The organism is Mucilaginibacter sp., from assembly GCF_028288225.1.
In the GTDB taxonomy this organism is placed as follows: Bacteria; Bacteroidota; Bacteroidia; order Sphingobacteriales; family Sphingobacteriaceae; genus Mucilaginibacter.
Window position 1 is genome coordinate 118,661 of the sequence record NZ_JAQBOC010000088.1, and the last position, 20,691, is coordinate 139,351.

The window sequence follows — 20,691 nt, forward strand, 5'->3', positions numbered from 1 at the left end:
TATCATGGCTGCCAAATATGTATCCATTAATAACCAGCTGTTTTTAGAAGAAGATGCCCGGATCGGGGTCTCTGACCTGGCTATGCATCGCGGCTACGGGATCTTTGATTATTTTAAGGTTATAGATAAGCGCCCTATATTTATTGAGGATCATTTCAACAGGTTTTACAACTCAGCCAAAGAGATGTACCTGGAAGTAATGCTTGACCGGGTGGAGCTTAGGAAAGCTATAGAAGAGTTAATAGAAAAGAATGGCGTCCCAACATCTGGTATAAAACTTTTGCTTACCGGCGGTTATTCGGAGGATGGTTATAAGATGGGTAAACCCAATTTGATCATATCACAATACCCGCTGAATATGCAGGAGGAGAATCACTTTGATATGGGAATGAAACTGATCACCTATAGTCATCAGCGGCAGCTTCCTTTTATCAAAACCATTGATTACCTGCAGGCAGTTAGGCTGCATCCTTTTATGAAGGAAAACAATGCCGATGATGTTTTATACCACAACAATGGCACTATAACCGAATGCCCGCGTGCCAATTTTTTTATAGTGACCGGTGATAAAATAATTACGGCAGCTAATAATATTTTAAAGGGAATAACCCGCAGCAAGGTTTTAAACTTTAAGATAGATGGCTATACGATTATTGAAAAAGACTTTACGCTTGATGAGTTAACCAATATCCATGAAGCATTTATAACCAGTACAACCCAGTATGCTTACCCGGTAGCAGCAATTGATGGGAAATTAATTGGCGATGGAAAGATCGGCCCGGTTACCAGGCAGGTAAGGGAACAATTGTTTAAGCTGATTTACGCTGATACCTAATAATAGGGTGCAATTTAAATTGTCGCCAATAGCAATAACTCAATCGTTAACAATCTGCTCAGATTATTGAAACCCGAAGAATTTGGTTAAAGCCCTATTTTGATCGCCCATTATCCATTGGCTGAAGCCAAACGGCAATGAATGAAAAAAATAGCAGACAACTTCATTGCCATCCCATTTATCAAGATGGTAACCAATATACCATAATTATTAAAAGCTCTCTTACCTGCTACTGAACGCCAGTACTTTTAAAGAAAATTTCACTCAAAATTCATCTTTATCAAAAGGAAAAACCCTTATAAAACGCCCCTTTCAATCCTATATTATCCAAACAAAAATTTATTAAAATAAAGTATTTATTAGTGTAATAAACTAAAAGCTTTGTAAGTGCTTTAGGACTATCGTTATTCTATGTTTTTGGCCATTAAATAATTACATTCTCATTTTTTGTAAGTTTTATAAAACGTTGCCGCCTAACATCTGTTAAAGGTTATAAAACGTTTATCATCTACAAAAAAACAATTATGGAAAAGTTTGCATTATTAGCACGGGTAGAAGCAAAACCCGGCAAGGAGAATGATGTACTGGAATTTTTAAAAAGCGCTTTGCCGCTGGCACAGGATGAACCCGATACGGTAAGGTGGTACGCCTTACAATTGGGCCCTTCAACTTTCGGCATCTTTGATACTTTTGAAACTGAAGATGGCAGGAATGCCCACCTTAGCGGCAAAATTGCAGAAGCGTTAATGGCCAACGCATCTGCTTTATTGTCAAAGGATCCGGTAATTGAAAAGGTAGGCCTGATTGCTATTAAGTAGTTGATTAGAGACCGGGGATTAGGGTTAGGAGTTTTTGGGGGATTGTTTTAATCTGTAATAATCTTCAGGTGAATAAATCCGCCTGAAGACCCGATGACAGGTGAATTATCATATGAGACCCCGGACTATGTCGACAGGATGACATTCTAAATTCAATTTCAGGCCTTACAAAACAAGCTTTTTCGCTATAAATCAGAAAATTCTTAAAAAAAATAAAAAAACTGAAACTTTCGAAAAATTGTTGCCGTATAACAACATTCATTGAGCGCCCTGCTCATCAATAATTTATCAAATCAAAAAAGACTCCTGGCGCGAGGCCGGGAGCCTTTTATTGGAACTAATATAAAAATTAATTTTTGTATAGCCAATAACGTATAAATTACAGGGCTTAAGTTTTAGTTTTAGGTAGTTAATTATATGATGAAGTTTAATAGCTGGTAAGTAATTACCGGCTATTTTTTTTATTTTCTGGATTTCACCGATTATTTGTAGGATTTCAAGGATTATTGGGATTGCCTGATTAAATGTCAGCTTAACATAATGTGACTTCCGACTTCCGACTTCCGACTTCCGACTTCCGACTTCCGACTTCCGACTTCCGACTTCCGACTTCCGACTTCCGACTTCCGACTTCCGACTTCCGACTTCCGACTTCCGACTTCCGACTTCAATCCAACGCTTCCGCTATTTCTATAAAGCCTTTTTCCCGGGCAAGGTCTGCGGGGAGTTTGCCGCCTTCCATTCGGGCAGTTACATCAGCGCCATGTTCCAATAGGAGGATTAACAGATCAATATTGCCGTTTTGGGCGGCAGAGTGCAGTGCAGTAGCCCCTGCTTGCTGCTTTACATTTACCAATGCATTATTTTCTATCAGCATCCGGGCTATCTGCGTGTAATTACCGGCAGCGGCAGAATGTATAGGGTAAACACTGAAACCATTGTTCGACGGCATATTTACATCGGCCCCCTTTAATACCAGGTATTGTGCAATTTCATAATGACCAAAATAACAGGCCAGCCCTAATGGCGTAAAACCATCTTCAGCATAAAAGTTAATGGCATCAGGGTGATTGTTAACCAGGTTAGCCACCACATCAAACCTGCCGGCAGCCGAAGCCTCAAACAGGTTTATCTCATCCAGGTATTTTAAAATAAGTGCTGTAACATTAGGTTTTTTATAATAACAGGATAGCATAAGCGGCGAAACCTGGTGACTTGTACGGCTTTTGGCAAGTGCAGGGTTTTGCATTAACAAGGCGTCAAGGCTATCCAAATCGGCAATTGTAATATACTGTTCCAGTTTTTCAACACTCATTATTTTTGCATTAACAACAGGTAAGGATGCATATAGCGGGTAAATATAATAAATACCTGCTTTTTTTCATATTAAGTAAATATTTCTATAACTAAGATTTTACCGCATTATGAAAAGTACTGGCAGCTAAAAAATTATCTGCAAACAAATCCTTCTAAAGTGTTAAACTTAATTACCACTAAATAAACCAATCATTTTTAATAAAAAATTCAGCTGAATAAGTTGTTTAATCTATTAACTTTATATTTGCACAATATCAGGGTTACATCAGGATGCCGGTAAAAGGAAATCAGTTTAAATCAAATAGTTTCAAGCAAGAAAATCAGCCCCGTCAGCCAACACAAAAAGCTGAAAGGGAGCGCCCAATAAAGCAACGTGCGGATAAACTACGTTCGTCCGACTTGCTGAACAGCAAAATAATAAAGATAATCGGTTTATTTTTGCTGTTGCTGTCGGTGTATTTTCTTGTGGCTTTTACTTCTTACCTTTTTACCTGGCAAGAAGATCAAAGCTATGTTTCTGCTGCTAATGGCGGGTGGCACAACCTGTTCCGTACTACGCAGGAGCTGATGGAGAATGGCGTTAAAAACCCGCTTATTGAAAACTGGGCAGGCAAATTAGGAGCATTACTTTCAAACCAGTTTATTTTTGAGTGGTTTGGCCTTGCTTCCTTCGTTTTTGTGTTTGTATTTTTCATAAGCGGATACCGCATGCTTTTTAAGGTACGCTTAATTCCTCTAAGCAAAACCCTGGCATACAGCTTTTTCTTTTTGGTATTTATTTCGGTAACAATTGGCTTTTTTCATGCATTTATAGCTGATACGCCAAATTACCTTGAAGGTGGCTTCGGCTTTTGGAGCAACCGCCTGCTCGATGCACAAATAGGACAGGCAGGCGCGGCAGGTTTACTCATATTCCTGGCATTAACCATTCTAATAGTTGCTTACAACATCGACTTTAAGATTCCGAAGCGCGGTCCAAAAACCGTTGCTACGGGCGCCGTTGGTGATATTGTACCTGAACCGGCCGACCTGGAAGACGAAGAGATTTCGTTACCTGTTGAATGGCCTGGCCGTGTAAACAGGCAAAAGGGTAATTCAGAAAGAACCGTAAACCCCGAGCCTCTTAAACAACAGGCATTTGTACAAAACCCCGTGTTTCATGAACCTGTTGTATTAACCCCTGACTCTTCTAAAAGTGACGAGGCAGAAGAGGAAAATGAAATTCCGTTGACGGTCGGTCTTACCAGGCCCACTCCTGTTTTAAACATCGAAAAAACTGATGATGATAAAAAGGCCGAAAGCCTGCTTGAGCAGTTTGGTAAATATGACCATACGCTGGAACTTTCAACCTACAAATACCCTACGCTGGATCTGCTGGAAAACTATGGATCAAATAAAATAAGTGTTAACTCGGACGAATTAGAGGCCAACAAAAACAAAATTGTTGAAACGCTGAATCATTATAATATTGAGATCGACAAAATAAAAGCCACCATTGGGCCTACGGTTACTTTATATGAAATTATCCCGGCCCCGGGCGTGCGGATCTCCAAGATCAAGAATCTTGAAGATGATATAGCGCTAAGTCTCGCTGCATTGGGCATCCGTATTATTGCCCCTATGCCGGGTAAAGGTACTATAGGTATAGAGGTGCCAAACCAACATCCGGAAATGGTGTCGATGCGCTCGGTGTTATCTACTGAAAAATACCAGAACACCACAATGGATCTGCCGATCGCGCTGGGTAAAACCATTAGCAACGAAGTGTTTATTGCAGACCTTGCCAAGATGCCCCACTTGCTTGTTGCAGGTGCTACAGGACAGGGTAAATCGGTTGGTATTAATGCCATATTGGTTTCGCTATTGTTTAAAAAGCACCCTGCTGAGCTTAAATTTGTACTGGTTGACCCTAAAAAGGTGGAGTTAACCCTTTTCCGTAAGATTGAAAGGCACTTTTTGGCCAAGCTTCCCGATGAGGCCGATGCCATTATTACCGATACAAAAAAGGTGGTTAATACGCTCAACTCTTTATGTATTGAGATGGACCAGCGGTACGATCTGTTAAAAGATGCCCAGGTACGTAACCTTAAGGAGTACAATGAAAAATTTGTACACCGTAAAATAAGTGATCCCGAAAAACACCGTTACCTGCCATTTATTGTGCTGGTAATTGATGAGTTTGCCGATTTGATGATGACGGCGGGTAAAGAAGTTGAAGTACCTATTGCCCGTATTGCGCAGCTTGCCCGTGCTGTGGGCATTCACCTGGTTATTGCAACACAAAGGCCATCCGTAAATATTATTACCGGTACTATAAAGGCTAACTTCCCATCGAGGCTGGCATTTAGGGTGCTTTCAAAAATAGATTCGCGTACCATATTGGATAGCGGCGGTGCCGATCAGTTGATCGGTCGGGGGGATATGCTGTTATCAACCGGCAGTGACCTGATCCGTTTGCAATGCGCATTTGTTGATACACATGAAGTTGAACGCATCTCAGACTTTATTGGCAACCAGCGGGGCTATGCTTCGGCAATGCTATTGCCTGAATATGTTGGCGAAGGTGAAACCAGCAGTGCTAAAGAATTTGATCCTGATAACCGCGACCCTATGTTTGAGGATGCCGCACGCCTTATTGTACTGCACCAGCAAGGCTCAACCTCACTGATACAGCGTAAAATGAAGCTAGGCTATAACCGCGCAGGCAGGATAATTGATCAGCTTGAAGCAGCGGGCATAGTTGGTCCTTTTGAAGGCAGCAAGGCCCGCGATGTTTTATATCCTGATGAGTACAGCCTGGAACGCCATCTTGAATCACTTCAAAAAAACAGCAATTAAACCTTTATCTAAACCGTTGCTCTTAATATTATATAATTTGAGATCCTGTAAACAGGTTTATCGATAAAAGGTGAAACAATTTTTTAAAAGAACTATCTAATACAAAACGGGTCATCATCCGGAATACGAAACTAACAATGAAGAAACTACTAATATTTTCAATACTAACCTTACTAAGCGTAAGCTATTCTTTTGCACAAAAAGATGCTGATGCAAAAGCTATTTTAAGCAAAGTAAGTGCTAAATACAGGATGTACGATGCGGTTAAAACCGACTTTGTGTTTACGCTTGATAACCAGCAGGCGGGCGTTAAAGAAACGCAAAGCGGCACCCTTGTTGCAAGGTCGAAAAGCAATAAGTTTAAGGTCACTTTATACAGCCCGCAGGCAGCCGGCAAACCGGATGTAGCACAAGAGATCATAAGCGATGGCAAAACACAGTGGACCTATCTTAAAAAGGATAACGAGGTGCAGGTAAGCAATGTTGATAACAGTGGTGAAGGCGTTAACCCTGCCAAAATATTTACCATTTATGAGCATGGTTATAAATACCTGTACACCGGGGAAAAGAAGATAAGCGGTAATATATACCAGGAGATAGACCTTACCCCTGAAGATGACAAAAAATCGTTTTTTAAAGTGAGGCTGGAAATTGATAAGGCAAAAAAGCAGATCTACAGCGCGCAGATATTTGATAAAAATGGTAATAAGTATACTTATACTTTAAAAAGCTTTGTGCCTAATGTAACCGTTGCTGATAACATATTTACTTTTGATGCCAAAGCACATAAAGGTGTTGAGGTGGTGGATTTGAGATAGTGATTAGAGGTTAGTGGTTATTAGAGATTAGTGACCAGAGGTTAGAGATTAGTTTTGGGAGTAGAGGTCAGCGGTAGCGATTTGAGGTCAGAGTTTAGTAGCGACCGGGGTGCTTACCTGGCTAAAAGGCAATTTCCTCAATAATTTGCGGATGGTTAAAATTGCTGTATCGCAGCCACCGGGGTGTTACTTTTATATGAACAAGGCCGGGCATAGTTTCCACCCGCTCCCGCCCGTCAGGATATGCTTTGAAGTAGATCTCTTTAAGACTTTCGGACTCTTCGTCGTCTCCTAAAACTGTAGCTTTACCTTCGTATTGAACCGTGATTTCATTTTCCCAGCCTATTACCAGCGCAACCTGTGGGTTTTGTAAAATATTGTGATACTTGCGCGAGGTTTTAACAGTATCAAATATAATTTCCAGATCTTCTGAAACAGCAATGCCTACAAGGGCTGCCTCCGGGGTGTTATCTTTATTAGCAGTAGAAATAACCCCTAATAAGTGTTGTTTGAGAAACTGGCAAACCAATGCTTGTAATCTCGGGTTAGAAGACATATCTATTTGAATTTATGTATACAAAGCAGTTTGAATGCAAAACGCATAATTATTCTGTTTTGTTTGTTTTTTCGTTTTGAAACTCTTCCAGGTAATCAAAGTATAACTCTAACGCTTTCTCCTCATTATCATTAGCTTTATCAAGAAAAGGTGTTGCCCATGAATTAGGCTGTCCAATATTGTATTTTTTATCCATCCATTCAAGAAAACCATTTTCACCAAAATAATCATCGTTGAAAGCCCCGGGGTACATTTTGTATCCAATAATAAAGGTTGGAAGAAGTGATATTTTTGCTTGACCTAAGTACAATCCGGGTCGTTGTCGAATAACATTTAAAAGAAGCTCTGTTAAATTTTTGTATTCCAATGAAATTAATATATCCTCCATTTATCCTGTAAATTCTTAAATTCTGCAAATTCTGATTCAGACAACATTATTCTGCATTCCCCACCTTCACCCTCCGTTCCATTACTTCGCGCCAGGTGGTTAAAATAAATCCTCTGTCCTTTAAAAATTTACGTAAACGCGGATCGGTCATTGCCAGTAGATCTCCCTTGCGTTTTTGGCCGGTATCTGAAATATATTTAAATGTGGGCGATGGATTAGTGCAATGCATTATTACCATTGTTAAACCCGGACTAAGCCTGCCGATGCTTTCTATATAATGATCGGTGTACCATTTCTGGATCTCGGCGTCGGTCCTTTTATCAATATCGGGCATGTTCCAGTCGTAGCTGGAATTGTGAAGGTCATCAAGTACAGGTAAGCCATTTTTCCATAGCATCTCGCCTACTTCTTTTGCCTTACCTAAGGCAGCCGCCTCAGGAATTACCATCCCTTCCGTGTATTTTCCCTGCTTTTTTAATTCTGCTATTGCTGCAGCCTTTGCTTCTGAGCGGTAAAAAATATCATCTCCGCCTGGAAACATTACCGGGATTTGTTTTTCAATACCCAGTTTTAAATACTTCTCCATAAACGAGTCCTTGGCAAACAATGTGCCCATGTGCGAATCGAGGTGTGTAGGTTTAAAGCCCATGCTCAAAGCACGGTCAAGCTGCGCGCGAATCTCTTTGTCTATTTCATCCGGTTTCGCAGTAAAATAAACAGCGGCAACAGACGAATACAAACAACCCTCCTTATCCGTTAAACCCGGCACCGCAGCTTTGCCTGCAAGCGGCCCCCAGCGATAGTTATCCCACTCGGAGGTTAACGTTAAGTGCAGGCCTGCGTCGGTATTTGGGTTTTGGTCGAGGTATTTTTTAAAGTCGGATACCCAGGCGCAGGGCATCATTACGCTGGTTGATGTAGATACGCCCTTGCTTATTGCCATTTCAACGCCCTCATTTGAATCATGCGACATGCCTGCATCGTCAACATGCAAAATCAATACCCTCGCCCCTTTGGGCCATCCCAGGCGCTCAGCAAAAGTTTTTATTTCTTGGGCGCAGACAGCTACAGTAAAGCTGATAAGGAATGAAAAGATGATTAGTTTTTTCATGATTGTGGGTTTTAGTGAGTGGTTGATTGAGTTGGATTAAGTTGATTAGGTTGATTGAGTTAGTTTGTCTCAGCAGGGTCTAGCATCGCGGACCCTGCGTTTGGGCTTTGTGAAAAGTTATGTCAATGTATAAAGTCAATCGTATACTTAGCACGCGGCGCAGGGTCCTCTATGAGAGACCCTGCGAGGACAGAATGTGGGCAAAGGCCTCAGCACCATGCTTAGCATGCAGATAGGCCACTGCGCTCATGCTTCGAGTGCCTTAGCATGACAACCCCTTTTTTACTATTCGCCTTTCAGATTCCATCTAAAATCACAACCTCAAATAAATCTTATTTTTATCCAATATCTTTCCAAAGCTCCAGCAGATCAGCATATAGAAGATCGCAAATAATAATGAACCTATGGCGCCGGGAGCAATTACCTGGAAGAATACCTTGTTGATCCAGCCAACTGCATTGCTGGTGGGCGTTATCTTGATCATCCAGAGGATAACTATAAAAAGTTCAGAAAAAAGATAAACCGGCAGCGGGTTTTTTCCAACAGTGGTAAAAAAGGCTGTCCAGTTTGCTTTGTTAAATTCGCGGATCTCAATTATATATATTAAAACTGAAATAATTATCAGATCGAGGCCAACGGTTAATAAGGTAAAAGGGCTTGACCATAATTTTTTGGAGATAGGGAACGTCATATTCCAGCATAAGGCTATAAAAATGAGCAGTGAACCCCACATCATTAATTTTGCAATTGTCTCATACCGTTTACCTTTTTCCTGGATATAATAACCCGCAAAGTAACCGCATACAACATTTACAATGGATGGCAATGTGCTTAAAAAACCCTCGGGATCAAAGGCTACACCTTCGCCATGATAAAGATGATCATCGCCTATTAAAAATTTGTCAAGATAAGTGCCTGCATTGGTCAACATTCCATAAGGGTTTGCATGGTCGCCAAAAATGAGCAACAGGAACCAGTAGCCAAATAAAAGTAAGATACTGATAACAACAATAGTAGTTTTTGATTTTATAAAATGGATCATTAACGCGGCAAACATATAGCATAGCGCTATCCGTTGTAAAACCCCTAAAATACGGGTATGGCTTAACGGAGACAATGACCAGCCACTTGCTGTATGCTGCACAAAAGGGAACCACGACATCAGGTATCCGAATAAAAATATGAGAGCAGTCCGTTTTATAATTTTCCACACAACTGATGAATTACTTTGACCGGCAAATTTTTTCATTGCAAAGCTCATAGCGTTTCCTACGGCAAATAAAAATGATGGGAAAACAAGATCAGTAGGTGTAAAACCAAACCAGACTGCATGTTCAAGCGGGGCAAAAGGCGCTGCACCACTGCCGGGGGTGTTTACAATTATCATAAAACAAATTGTCATTCCGCGAAACACGTCGAGCGAAAGAAAGCGATTTGAGCTTTGGTCCATAGTTTAACAAAATCATTTAAAGGTTGATCAGGATTACAAGGTACAATATAGGCGGAAAGTCCGAAAAGTCGATAAAGTCCGGAAGAAATTTTTTCGTTACATAAGTTCTTTACCCAAAAATCAGATAGTTTTACATCTTTCGGGCTTCCGAACTTTACCGACTTTCCGACTATTCTTCCTATTTTTGAAACTGATGCTTACCGTAACCAACCACACGCTCGAAAAACTGGAACTGCTGCTTAAAACTGCAGGCTACAGGGTGCGGTATGAAAAAGGTAATTTTAAAACGGGCGCATGTTTGCTGCAAAACAGCAAAGTAATAGTAGTAAACAAATTTTCAGGGCTGGAAAGTAAGATACTGGCTATTAGCGAATTGGCCCGCGATCTGGAAATGGACTATAACCTGCTTGATGATAAGCAAATTGCCTTTCATCAGCAGCTTAAACAAATGAAACTGGAACTGTGACGATAACTTTTTTAGGAACCGGAACCTCGCAGGGTGTACCTGTTATTGCCTGCAATTGTGAAGTTTGCACATCGGCTGATGCGTGGGATTCCCGTTTACGCACTTCCATTTTAATTGAAGATAAGGGAAAAGTCATAGTTGTTGATTCGGGTCCGGATTTTAGGCAACAAATGCTGAAGGCAAATGTGCAGCGGTTGGATGCAATTGTGTTTACCCACGAACATAAAGACCATATAGCCGGGCTTGATGATATCCGGGCATTTAACTACCGGCAAAAAGGCCCTGTTGATGTTTATGCTGACATGCGTGTACAAGCTGCATTAAAACGGGAGTTCCATTATATTTTTGAGGAGTTTAAGTATCCTGGTATCCCCCAGCTAAATCTGCATACCATTGGCGCCGAACCATTTGATATTGGCCATATAAAATTTATCCCCATTGAGGTTTTGCATTATAAGTTGCCCGTGCAGGGTTTTAGAGTAAATGACTTTACTTACATTACTGATGCAAAAACAGTATCAGGTACGGAGAAGGAAAAAATTAAAGGCAGCAGGATATTGGTGATAAACGCCTTACAGAAAGAAAACCATATATCACATTTTACCTTAGATGAGGCCGTTGACTTCGCCAAAGAAATGGGTGCCGAAAAGACATATTTAACGCATATCAGTCATCGCCTGGGCAGGCACCAGGACATAGCCAAAGAACTGCCAAAGGGTGTTGAGCTTGCTTATGATGGTTTACAACTGGAAATTTGAATTATACTACAATTCAACAGAGCTAACTCTGTCAATAGCGCCCTTGTAAAGGCCAAGATGGCCGGTATTATGCAGATCGACCCTTCCACGGATAATGATCTTTTTATTATTCATGGGGGTAAATTCCCCGTCACTGGCCTCGAATAAACCGGTGCGCGTGCCTTTTAAATATAAAGGACAATCCTGGCTAAAGTTTACCCACAAGGCGTGCTTCTTTGAATGATCGACAAATAAGCTGTCGTTATATAAGGCTGATTGCTCCTTTGCTTCCCTGTAAGTTCCTGATACCTCAACATATTGCTGATCGTAATTTTTAATACTATCTATCAACTGGGTGAATCCTACCTTTTTAAAAGTGATATTAACGTCGCAATTACTTTTATAGATCTTTTTATTGCTGCCGCACGATTGCAAAAAAACCGGGAGCAGGCATAAGATGGCTAACTGGTTATATAGCATAGCAGCAGAGCGTTTTTCATTGGCAAATACCATAACTACATATTTTGTTATACCTTTTTCCAGCAATTGAACTTATTTGACCGCATAGGGATTAAATAGTTTAATTTTTTTTTATTATTTACAATTTGCGGTATCTATATTGCATCCCGTAACAATTTCTTTTGCGGCAGATAAACTTTACATTTAAATTAAAATAACCAATCTATGAACAAATTACTTATAACAGCATCTATAATGCTTTTTGCCCTGGGGGCCCATGCACAAGATGATCAATTATACAAGGACTGGGCAAATATTAAACGTTATGAAGACGCAAACAGCAAATTAACAGCACCTGCGGCAGGCGAAAAACGCGTGGTGTATATGGGTGATTCTATTACCGATTTCTGGATAAAATCCGACTCATTATTTTTTGCAAGCCATCCATATATCGACCGTGGCATCAGCGGACAAACAACCGGGCAAATGCTGGTACGTTTCCGTGAGGATGTGATCAATTTAAAACCTAAAGTGGTAGTGATACTTGCAGGCATAAATGACATTGCAGAAAACAATGGCCCTTCAAAGCTTGAAGATGTTTTCGGTAACATTGTTTCAATGGCTGAGCTGGCAAAAGCCAACCATATTAAAGTGGTGATATCTTCTGTATTACCGGCAAACGCTTTTCCATGGCGCCCGTCAATCAACCCTGTGGCTGGTGTAAAAGCGCTTAACGACATGCTTAAGGCTTATGCTGATAAAAACGGCGTAGTTTACCTTGATTATTTTACTGCCATGGCTGATGATAAAAAGGGCTTGCCCACCAACCTTGCAAAAGATGGTGTACACCCAACCCTTGAAGGCTATAAAATGATGGAGCCGCTTGTTGAGAAAGCTATTGATAAGGCGATGAAAGGGAAATGAGTTTTAGTGATTAGAAGCTGGAGATCAGTTATAAAAAATAAAAGAGAGGTGTCATCCTAAGGCACTCGAAGGATGAGTGCTGTGGCCTGTCCGCTTTGCTTAGCACGGCGCAGAGGCCTTTGCCCGCGTGCTTCCCTTCGATAAACTCAGGGCAGGCTTGTGCCTCAGCATGACCCCTCTTTTCTTATTATTCTCACCTGGCCAACTGCTTCTCCAGCCTTCGATGCATTACTGTCCTTGGTTTGCTCTTTTTTGATTTTTTACGTTTTCCCCACCAGATGATAAAACCTGTTATGGGTAAGGTAGCACAGATCAGACTGGCTAAAAAAGCTATGATCTTGCCTGTAAGCCCAAAGATTTGTCCTACATGGATATCATAGTTCATCGCGTTCAGCTTCATGCCGGGGCTTTTTTTATCATGTTTAAGCGTTTGCAATAGCTTGCCGCTATACTTATCAAAAGTATAGCCATCGCTTTTATAATAATGCAAGGTTTTGGCGTAGGCCGTTACGCCAATTATTCCGTCGGCTGCGTCATCATTATAAATTAAAAACATTTGTGCCTCCGGCGACCTGTTTTTGGCCACAAGTAACGCCTGGTCAATTACGGGTTTATTTATTAAGGATGATTTTAATAATGAATCTGATTTAGAAATTACCTTTTCAGTAGCATAGCTTCCACCCAAATTGGCTGTAGCATAGATTCCCTCCCGAATCCAATCAAAAGCTATAGACAAACCGGTTATGGCTAAAATAATGGTGATACCGGTTGCATAAAAACCCAACACGTTATGCAGATCGTAATTAACCCTCCGCCAACGGCCGTTCCATTTTACATTAAAGCTGCGTTTACGGTCGCTTTTGCGCTTAGGCCACCACAACACAATGCCTGTTATCATAATTAAAACAAATATGATCACTGATACGCCAACTATTATTCCCCCAATCTTCGGAGGCAATAAAAGATAGAGATGAATATATTCAACAATAATAAAGAAGTTGCTTTGCGGATCCTCTGTGTGAGTGATTATGCCTGTATAAGGATTTAGATAGACATATTGCAAGCCCAGTTTGGGATGATTTGTCAACACCGCTGCGGGGCGGTCTTTACCATAATAATAGACATAATTTACTGTGGCACCCGGATGCTGCTTTAGTGCGATTTGTTTTAAAGCGGAGGGCGCGAGGTATGGCTTATTTTGCACATCAACTTTGCGATAGCTGTGGATAGCATCCTGAATTTCGTCCTGGAAACAAAAGAGACAGCCGGTAATGCTTACAATAAACACCACCAGCCCGGTTATAAAACCAAGCCAGCGATGCATAAAAAGTATGGCCTTTTTAAATTTCGACATTTTTAAAACTTATAAGCTATAGTGCCAATGGCCTGGCGGGTTGTTTGAGGATTTACTGTTGTATAACCTATCCAGTATTTTTTATCGGTAAGGTTATTAACCCCAAATGAAAACCGGTACCTTGATACATCGTAAAAAGCTGTTGCGTTTAAAATGGTGTATGCAGGTAAAATAAACACACCCTGACTAACACTATTAACCACCTTGTTATCACTGGCATAATTACCGCCAAACCCAAATCCTAAACCATCAATGGTTTCTTTTGGCAGGCGATAGCTGATCCAAAGATTAGCGGTGTAAGGGGATGATGCAGTACCTGGCCTGCGGCCTTCAACATCGGTGCTTGCTTTGGTGTATTTTGAATCGTTATATGAAAAACCTGCCACTATATTTATTCCTTTTAATGGATTTGCAATAACTTCGGCTTCAAAACCTTTGCTTAGCTGCGTACCATCCTGGATTGAAAAGTTAGGATTTGGCAAATAAGGACGGATCACATCCTTTACGTTTATGCGATAATAGCTTAATGTACTGCTTAGCTTGCCATCAAACAGGTTTACTTTCACACCACCTTCCAACTGATTGGCTTGTTCAGGCTTGAACGTTTTACCGGCATAATCGGTTCCTGTTTCATTTGTAAAACCATTCTGGTAATTAGCAAACAGGGATACCTGCTCTTTCACAACCTGGTACACCAGGCCAAATTTAGGCGATAGCGCGTTTTGAATATATGCGCCCGTAATGGCCTGGGTCGCCGGACTATAATTACCTTTATTATCAAAATGATCAAAACGAACTGATGCTAAAGCAAGCAGCCTGTCAGTAATATTCAGCACATCTGATACATAGGCGCTATAGGTGTTGGCTTTAAAAATACTTGGATAAGTGAAGCCCAGCGGCGCTCCTGAAGCATATATAGCATCCATATTGCCTTTGTTAAAAGAGCCGTAATTAAATGAATTGCTGTTGGTTGGCACAACATCATATGTGCTTCCAAAAAAGAACTGGTTGGAGTTATTTCTGAAAAAATCAAGACCTCCAACAAAGCGATTCCTTAAATTACCGATCTTAAAATCCCCGTTAAAATTCTGTTGAACTTCCAATGTTTTTTGCCAGCTATTTTTTGTGGACTGGTCATTACGTGAAATTGAATCATTAGCTAACAGGTAATAATAAGGCCCAAAGCCATTTGAATAGCTGTAAGTTGAGGTGAAATTGGTTTGAGAGCTCCAATGGTCAGAGATCTTATAATTCACCTGCCCGAAAAAATTATAGGTTTTGGATTGCTGTGCTAAGTCGCCTGCGTTGTATGATTTGTAATAATCAACGCCTAACTGATCGGCCCTGCTGGCTCCTAAACCAGCAACTGTTTGCCCATAGGGGAAAAAATAAATGGTTTTACCAACGTTCCTGCCGGTATAGATCTCGGCATCGAAACGGAAAGAACGCCTGTCGTTTACCTTGTACGATAAGCTTGGGTCAATGGCCACTCCCCTGCTAAAGCCATGATCCTGGAAACTGCCCTGGTAATTAAAAGCACCATTTAGCCTAAATAGTAGCTTTTTAGCTGAATCAAGGGGCGTATTTAGATCAAGGCTAACACGGTTAAGCCCATAGCTACCCAGCATATATGAAACCTCACCGCCAAAATTTTCGTAAGGTTTTTTAGTTACCCGGTTAATTAAACCTCCGTATGAGGTTAATGAACTACCAAATAATGTTGCTGAAGGGCCTTTAATTACCTCAATACTTTCAAGATTAACAGCATCAATAGTATTGCTTACGTTTCCGGCTACGCCATTACGCAGCTGGCTTTGTAAAATAAAACCGCGGGAATTATAATAACTGCCGCCATCGCCACTGCGGCCCGTTGCCTCCCACATAGTTTGTAAACCAGGCGAATTTTTAATAGCACCGTCAACTGTAGTTACATTTTGCTCAGTAAGCAATGCTTTGGTAATATTGGTGTACACTTGAGGGTTCTCCAGATCTTCCAATGGCATTTTTGCCACATCAATACTCCTTTTTCGCTTAAACTTATTGGTCTTGTTTGCGTTGATGCTTACCTCCTGTAATGAATTGATATTGGTATTAACTGTTACTGAAGGTACATTAGCTGTTTTGCCCGGCTGAACAGTAACCTGAATCTCCTGGTTTTTAAGGCCAAAGTGTGATACTATCAATATGTAGCTCCCGGCAGTAACCCTGAAAGTGTATTTTCCTTCTTCATTAGTTATAGCGCCGTACTCAGTATCTTTTAGGCTTACCGAAACATTTTCAGCAGGCTCATTTTGAGGGGTGATGATTTTACCTGTTATGGTTCCCTTTTGTTGGCAGAATGCAGCGGAGGTTAAAATTAATAAAAGAAAGATGGAGAGTAAATGCTTTAAAGATAAGTGGAGGTTGTTCATTTGTTTTTATTTAGACTAATTATAAATAATGGCGCAAATGTATAACCGCAGGATTTAAAATCAAAGCATTTTCAGAAATTTATTTAGAATGATTCTTAGTAATGGAGAAATAGGTGCTTTAAATGAAGCTAAACAACTGAATTACACAGCAATACAGGAGCACCCGTCATTGCGAGGAACGAAGCAAACTCAACGTAGGACAATCAAGGACCTTTACATATGTGGTAACCTTAAAACTTGCGAGTGTTTGGTCGCCACATGCCATATTTCTTCTTGATTAGCATGTGCAGAGTTTGCTTCGTTCCTCGCAATGACGTGATTTATAGCCTGGTAATAAAAAAACCTACTTCACCACCGGCAAAATAATCTTCGATTGGTTATGATAAATATTGATAGTTTCCTTTAAAAAATCTTCGTCTTTTGCATGGTAAATATCAATAAATTGCTGCGGGTTACGGTTAACCAGCGGGAACCAGCTGCTTTGCACCTGTACCATAATTTTATGGCCTTTTTTAAATGTGTGGGCAACATCGGGCAGGGTATATTTTACCTGTGTTGGCTTATTTGGCACAAAGGCTTCAGGATTTGAATAGCTGTTGCGATACCTGCCGCGCATAATTTCGGCGCGCACCAGCATCTGGTACCCCCCCATCGGTACTTTACTTGGAGCGTCAGTTTCCGCGTAAATATCTACATCGTTATAACCGGCATTATCAGGGAATACATCTATCAGCTTTACTACAAAGTCGGCATCGGTGTTGGAGATCCCTACCAACAGATCAGCAACTACCGGACCGCCTAAAGTAATATCTTTATCCAAAGCACCTGTTTCATAAACCAGCACATCAGGCCTGCGTGAAGCAAATCGCTGATCATCAGTCATATAATTTCGGGTGCGGTTAAAGTGGACATCTTCGGTATAAGGAACCGGTTTTGAAGGGTCACTTACATAGCTATCAAAAGATGGTGCCAAGGTACTAATCGCATCAAAGGACAGTTTACCTTTTTGTTCAAAGTACAGATTTGTAGGTTGCACATCAGCAGGCGGCCATTGTTTAAGTTGGTGCCATTTATTTTCTCCTGTAAAAAACACGGTAGCCTTGCTTATATTATCAACAGATCCTTGTCCCCTCAGGTAGTATTCAAAGAATGGGATCTCAATATTATCAGCATAGTAGGTACTGGTATTGCTTCCCCATTGAACATTACCTAAATGCGTACCATCATTATTACGCCATTGCTCATGATACCATGGCCCCATAACCAGGCGGTTATTAGTTTCCGGGCTTTGCTTATCAATCGCCTGGTAAGTGTTCCATGCGCCAAAGCAATCCTCAGCATCAAAAATGCCCCCTACAACCAGCATTGCAGGTTTAACATTTTTAATCCCTACGCGTGCATTCCGGGCCATCCAAAAGTCATCACGATTGGGATGGTTCATCATCTGGTTCCAGAAAACAAGGCTATCGCCTGCCAGTTTAGTAAGATTGGGCAATGCACCCGCATTAAGGTAAAATGAGTAGCTGTCATGGTCGGGATAATCAAATATTTTTGCAGCTACTGTTGTTGGTTTGGGATGAGGCGCACCAAAGCCAAAGCCCGCATAAAAGGCAAAAGCGTCCATCTGGAAAAAGGCGCCATTATGGTGAAAGTCATCACCTACAAACCAATCCGTTACGGGTGCTTCCGGACTTACCGCCTTTAATGCAGGGTGGCCGCTTAATGATGCCATGGTTGAATAAAAGCCAGGATATGAAATGCCGAACACGCCCACCTTACCATTGTTATTTTCCAGGTTCTTCACCATCCAGTCTATGGTATCGTAACTATCGCTGGCTTCGTCAATATCCTTTTTGGTTTTTTTATTAAAATTAAACGGGCGCACATCCATGTATTGCCCTTCGCTCATCCATCTTCCTCTTACATCTGCAATTACCATGATGTATCCTTTTTTACAGTACTGGATGAGGTGGTTTACCCAAAACGGGCGGTATTGATCTTTACCATAAGGAGCACAGGAATACGGTGTGCGTTCCATCAGGATCGGATGCTTCTCTGAATTGTCTTTCGGCAGATAGGCCGAGATAAACAGCTTTACGCCATCCCGCATGGGGATGGTCAGTTCCTTTTTGGTGTAGTTATTTACTAACCAAACCGAATCAGCATTTTGTGCAAAGCTGATGATCGGGAAAAAGAAGGCTAAGAGGAAGTATAATTTTTTCATCGTTAATAATTTTAATATTGTGGAATAACAGACTTAGTTTTGAAAACCTAAGTCTTACGTTTCTACTTTAAAACAGGTAAAATTAATTTAGACTGATCATGATAAATATTGATAGTTTCCTTAACAAAGTCTGAGTCCTTTGCATGGTAAATATCTACAAATTGCTGCGGATTACGATCTGCTAAGGGGAACCAGCTGCTTTGTACCTGTACCATAATGCGGTGCCCCTTTTTAAAGGTATGCGCAACATCGGGCATGGTAAACTTTACCTGTGTTGGCTTGCCTGGCACAAAAGCTTCCGGATTTGAAAAACTGTTGCGATACCTGCCGCGCATGATATCGCCGCGCACCAGCATCTGGTAGCCACCCATTGGGTACCTGGTAACCGGGTTTCTAGGGGCTCCTTCAGGTAAGACGTCTATCAGCTTTACTACAAAATCAGCATCGGTTTTTGAGATGCTTACCATCAGATCGGCAACTAAGGGGCCGCCTAAAGTAACATCCTGTGTTAAAGTATCCGTTTCAAAAACAAGCACATCAGTGCGGCGGGCAGCAAAACGCTGATCATCCGTCATGTATTCGCGGGTGCGGTTAAAGTGTACCTGGTCTGCGTAGGGTACCGGTTTAGCCGGATCGCTGATGTATGTATCGAAACTTGGCTTTGTATTGGCAACTTTACTAAATGACAACTTACCATCTTTTTCAAGATAGATTGGTGTTGGGGTAATATCTGCTGATGGCCATTCCTTAAATTTCCGCCATTTATTTTCGCCGGAGAAAAACACGCTTGCTTTGCTGATGCTGTCAAGGGAGCCTTTGCCTTTCAGGTAATAATTAAACCATGGGATCTCAATGTTATTTTGATACCAATCGGCGGTGTTATTATAAAACATGATATTGCCTAAATGGGTACCATCTTTACTGGCCCATTGCCCGTGGTACCAGGGGCCAATTACCAGCTTGCTGTTTGTAGCAGGGCTTTGTTTAACCAAAGCCTTATAAGTGTTCCATGCACCATAGCCGTCTTCGGCATCAAACAGACCGCCAACAACCAGCATTGCGGGTTTAACATTTTTTATGCCTGATCTTGTATCACGCGCCTTCCACCAGGCATCGAGATTAGGATGCTTCATCATATTGTCCCAAAACTCCAGGCTGTCGCCGGTTACTTTGGTAAAATTGGGCAATGCACCCATTTTCAGATAATAAGCGTAATTATCGTTACCGGGAATGTTAAAGGTTTTTGCAGGCAAAGTTGAAGGATGCGGATGTGGCTGACTAAAGCCATAACCTACATGAAAATCAAATGCATCCATCAGGAACAAAACACCATTATGGTGGTCATCATCCCCAAAAAAACGATCGGTTACCGGCGCCTGCGGACTAACAGCCTTAAGTGCCGGGTGACCGCTTAACGCAGCCTCGGTTGCAAAAAAACCGGGGAACGAAATACCGGTTACGCCTACGTTGCCATTATTATTCTCAACGTTCTTCACCAGCCAATCGATCGTATCGTAGGTATCGCTTGCCTCGTCAATATCTTTATTTGTTTTTTTATCCGGATTAAAAGGCCTTACCACTTCAAATTTACCCTCACTCATCCACCTGCCGCGGATGTCCTGGGTAACTAAAACATAGCCCTCACGGCAATATTTCATCATAAAGCTGCGCCAATATTGACGGTAATCTTTACCATATGGTGCACATGAATAAGGGGTGCGTGTTATAAGGATGGGATGTTTCTCTGATTGATCTTTAGGCTGATAAATGGATGTAAAAAGCTTAACGCCATCACGTACGGGGATGCTTACTTCTTTTTTGACGTAATTATTCACAAACCATGTAGAATCTGCATTTTGTGCTAAGGTGAAAAACGGAAAAAATAGAACTATAAGAAAGTATAATTTCTTCATGCTAATATGTTAAAAGGTCAGACAGTAAATATGGGGAAAAATTTGCATACAGAAAAACGATGCGGGGATGAT

17 protein-coding genes are annotated in these 20,691 nt (G+C 41.2%); 7 read left to right on the forward strand and 10 right to left on the reverse strand.

Annotated features, from left to right (window positions below; genetic code table 11):
• The first annotated feature begins 4 nt into the window (after nt 1–4).
• Nucleotides 5–835 carry an aminotransferase class IV gene (locus JWQ54_RS26390; protein WP_299590880.1) on the forward strand — a complete coding sequence of 277 codons (831 nt, stop codon included), beginning with the start codon at nt 5–7 and terminating at the stop codon, nt 833–835.
• Between the two features lie 524 nt (nt 836–1,359).
• Complete coding sequence (locus JWQ54_RS26395; protein WP_299590881.1) at nt 1,360–1,653, forward strand: antibiotic biosynthesis monooxygenase; 294 nt, start codon at nt 1,360–1,362, stop codon at nt 1,651–1,653.
• 667 nt (nt 1,654–2,320) lie between these two features.
• Here the strand turns inward: JWQ54_RS26395 and JWQ54_RS26400 are convergent.
• Entirely contained in the window at nt 2,321–2,968 is a 648-nt protein-coding gene (locus JWQ54_RS26400; RefSeq protein ID WP_299590882.1) for an ankyrin repeat domain-containing protein, read from the reverse strand.
• 272 nt (nt 2,969–3,240) lie between these two features.
• Between JWQ54_RS26400 and JWQ54_RS26405 the strand changes: the two genes are divergently transcribed.
• Nucleotides 3,241–5,808, forward strand: coding sequence for a DNA translocase FtsK (locus JWQ54_RS26405; protein WP_299590883.1), 2,568 nt, complete (start codon nt 3,241–3,243; stop codon nt 5,806–5,808).
• A 137-nt stretch (nt 5,809–5,945) separates the two neighbouring features.
• Nucleotides 5,946–6,626, forward strand: a complete 681-nt coding sequence (locus JWQ54_RS26410) for an outer membrane lipoprotein carrier protein LolA (protein WP_299590884.1) — start codon at nt 5,946–5,948, stop codon at nt 6,624–6,626.
• A 121-nt stretch (nt 6,627–6,747) separates the two neighbouring features.
• Here JWQ54_RS26410 and JWQ54_RS26415 read toward each other — a convergent pair whose 3' ends face one another.
• The 4 genes from JWQ54_RS26415 to JWQ54_RS26430 form a co-directional block, all read right to left on the reverse strand.
• The gene (locus JWQ54_RS26415; protein WP_299590885.1) at nt 6,748–7,182 is read right to left on the reverse strand and encodes a pyridoxamine 5'-phosphate oxidase family protein; all 435 of its coding nucleotides are present in this window, start codon (nt 7,180–7,182) and stop codon (nt 6,748–6,750) included.
• A 49-nt stretch (nt 7,183–7,231) separates the two neighbouring features.
• Nucleotides 7,232–7,570 (reverse strand): hypothetical protein, encoded by a 339-nt coding sequence (locus JWQ54_RS26420; protein ID WP_299590886.1) that lies wholly within the window; start codon nt 7,568–7,570, stop codon nt 7,232–7,234.
• A gap of 46 nt (nt 7,571–7,616) precedes the next feature.
• Complete coding sequence (locus tag JWQ54_RS26425) at nt 7,617–8,681, reverse strand: polysaccharide deacetylase family protein (protein WP_299590887.1); 1,065 nt, start codon at nt 8,679–8,681, stop codon at nt 7,617–7,619.
• Nucleotides 8,682–8,994: 313 nt separating this feature from the next.
• Entirely contained in the window at nt 8,995–10,131 is a 1,137-nt protein-coding gene (locus JWQ54_RS26430; RefSeq protein WP_299590888.1) for a DUF5009 domain-containing protein, read from the reverse strand.
• Nucleotides 10,132–10,324: 193 nt separating this feature from the next.
• Between JWQ54_RS26430 and JWQ54_RS26435 the strand changes: the two genes are divergently transcribed.
• Nucleotides 10,325–10,597, forward strand: a complete 273-nt coding sequence (locus tag JWQ54_RS26435) for a hypothetical protein (protein WP_299590889.1) — start codon at nt 10,325–10,327, stop codon at nt 10,595–10,597.
• Nucleotides 10,594–11,355: an MBL fold metallo-hydrolase gene (locus tag JWQ54_RS26440; RefSeq protein ID WP_299590890.1), complete on the forward strand. Its 762-nt coding sequence runs from the start codon at nt 10,594–10,596 to the stop codon at nt 11,353–11,355. Before JWQ54_RS26435 ends, JWQ54_RS26440 begins: the two co-directional genes overlap by 4 nt.
• A gap of 6 nt (nt 11,356–11,361) precedes the next feature.
• Here JWQ54_RS26440 and JWQ54_RS26445 read toward each other — a convergent pair whose 3' ends face one another.
• On the reverse strand, nt 11,362–11,847 hold the full coding sequence (locus JWQ54_RS26445; protein WP_299590891.1) for a hypothetical protein: 486 nt from the start codon (nt 11,845–11,847) through the stop codon (nt 11,362–11,364).
• A 171-nt stretch (nt 11,848–12,018) separates the two neighbouring features.
• On the opposite strand from JWQ54_RS26445, the gene JWQ54_RS26450 reads away from it, so the two are divergent.
• Entirely contained in the window at nt 12,019–12,717 is a 699-nt protein-coding gene (locus tag JWQ54_RS26450) for an SGNH/GDSL hydrolase family protein (RefSeq protein WP_299590892.1), read from the forward strand.
• A gap of 193 nt (nt 12,718–12,910) precedes the next feature.
• Here the strand turns inward: JWQ54_RS26450 and JWQ54_RS26455 are convergent, their stop codons facing one another.
• The 4 genes from JWQ54_RS26455 to JWQ54_RS26470 form a co-directional block, all read right to left on the reverse strand.
• A complete protein-coding gene (locus JWQ54_RS26455; RefSeq protein WP_299590893.1) occupies nt 12,911–14,071 on the reverse strand; it encodes a PepSY domain-containing protein in 1,161 nt (386 codons plus the stop codon).
• 2 nt (nt 14,072–14,073) lie between these two features.
• Nucleotides 14,074–16,482, reverse strand: a complete 2,409-nt coding sequence (locus JWQ54_RS26460) for a TonB-dependent receptor (protein WP_299590894.1) — start codon at nt 16,480–16,482, stop codon at nt 14,074–14,076.
• A 343-nt stretch (nt 16,483–16,825) separates the two neighbouring features.
• Nucleotides 16,826–18,706 carry a CocE/NonD family hydrolase gene (locus JWQ54_RS26465; protein ID WP_299590895.1) on the reverse strand — a complete coding sequence of 627 codons (1,881 nt, stop codon included), beginning with the start codon at nt 18,704–18,706 and terminating at the stop codon, nt 16,826–16,828.
• A 62-nt stretch (nt 18,707–18,768) separates the two neighbouring features.
• A complete protein-coding gene (locus tag JWQ54_RS26470) occupies nt 18,769–20,619 on the reverse strand; it encodes a CocE/NonD family hydrolase (RefSeq protein ID WP_299590896.1) in 1,851 nt (616 codons plus the stop codon).
• Nucleotides 20,620–20,691: the final 72 nt, after the last annotated feature.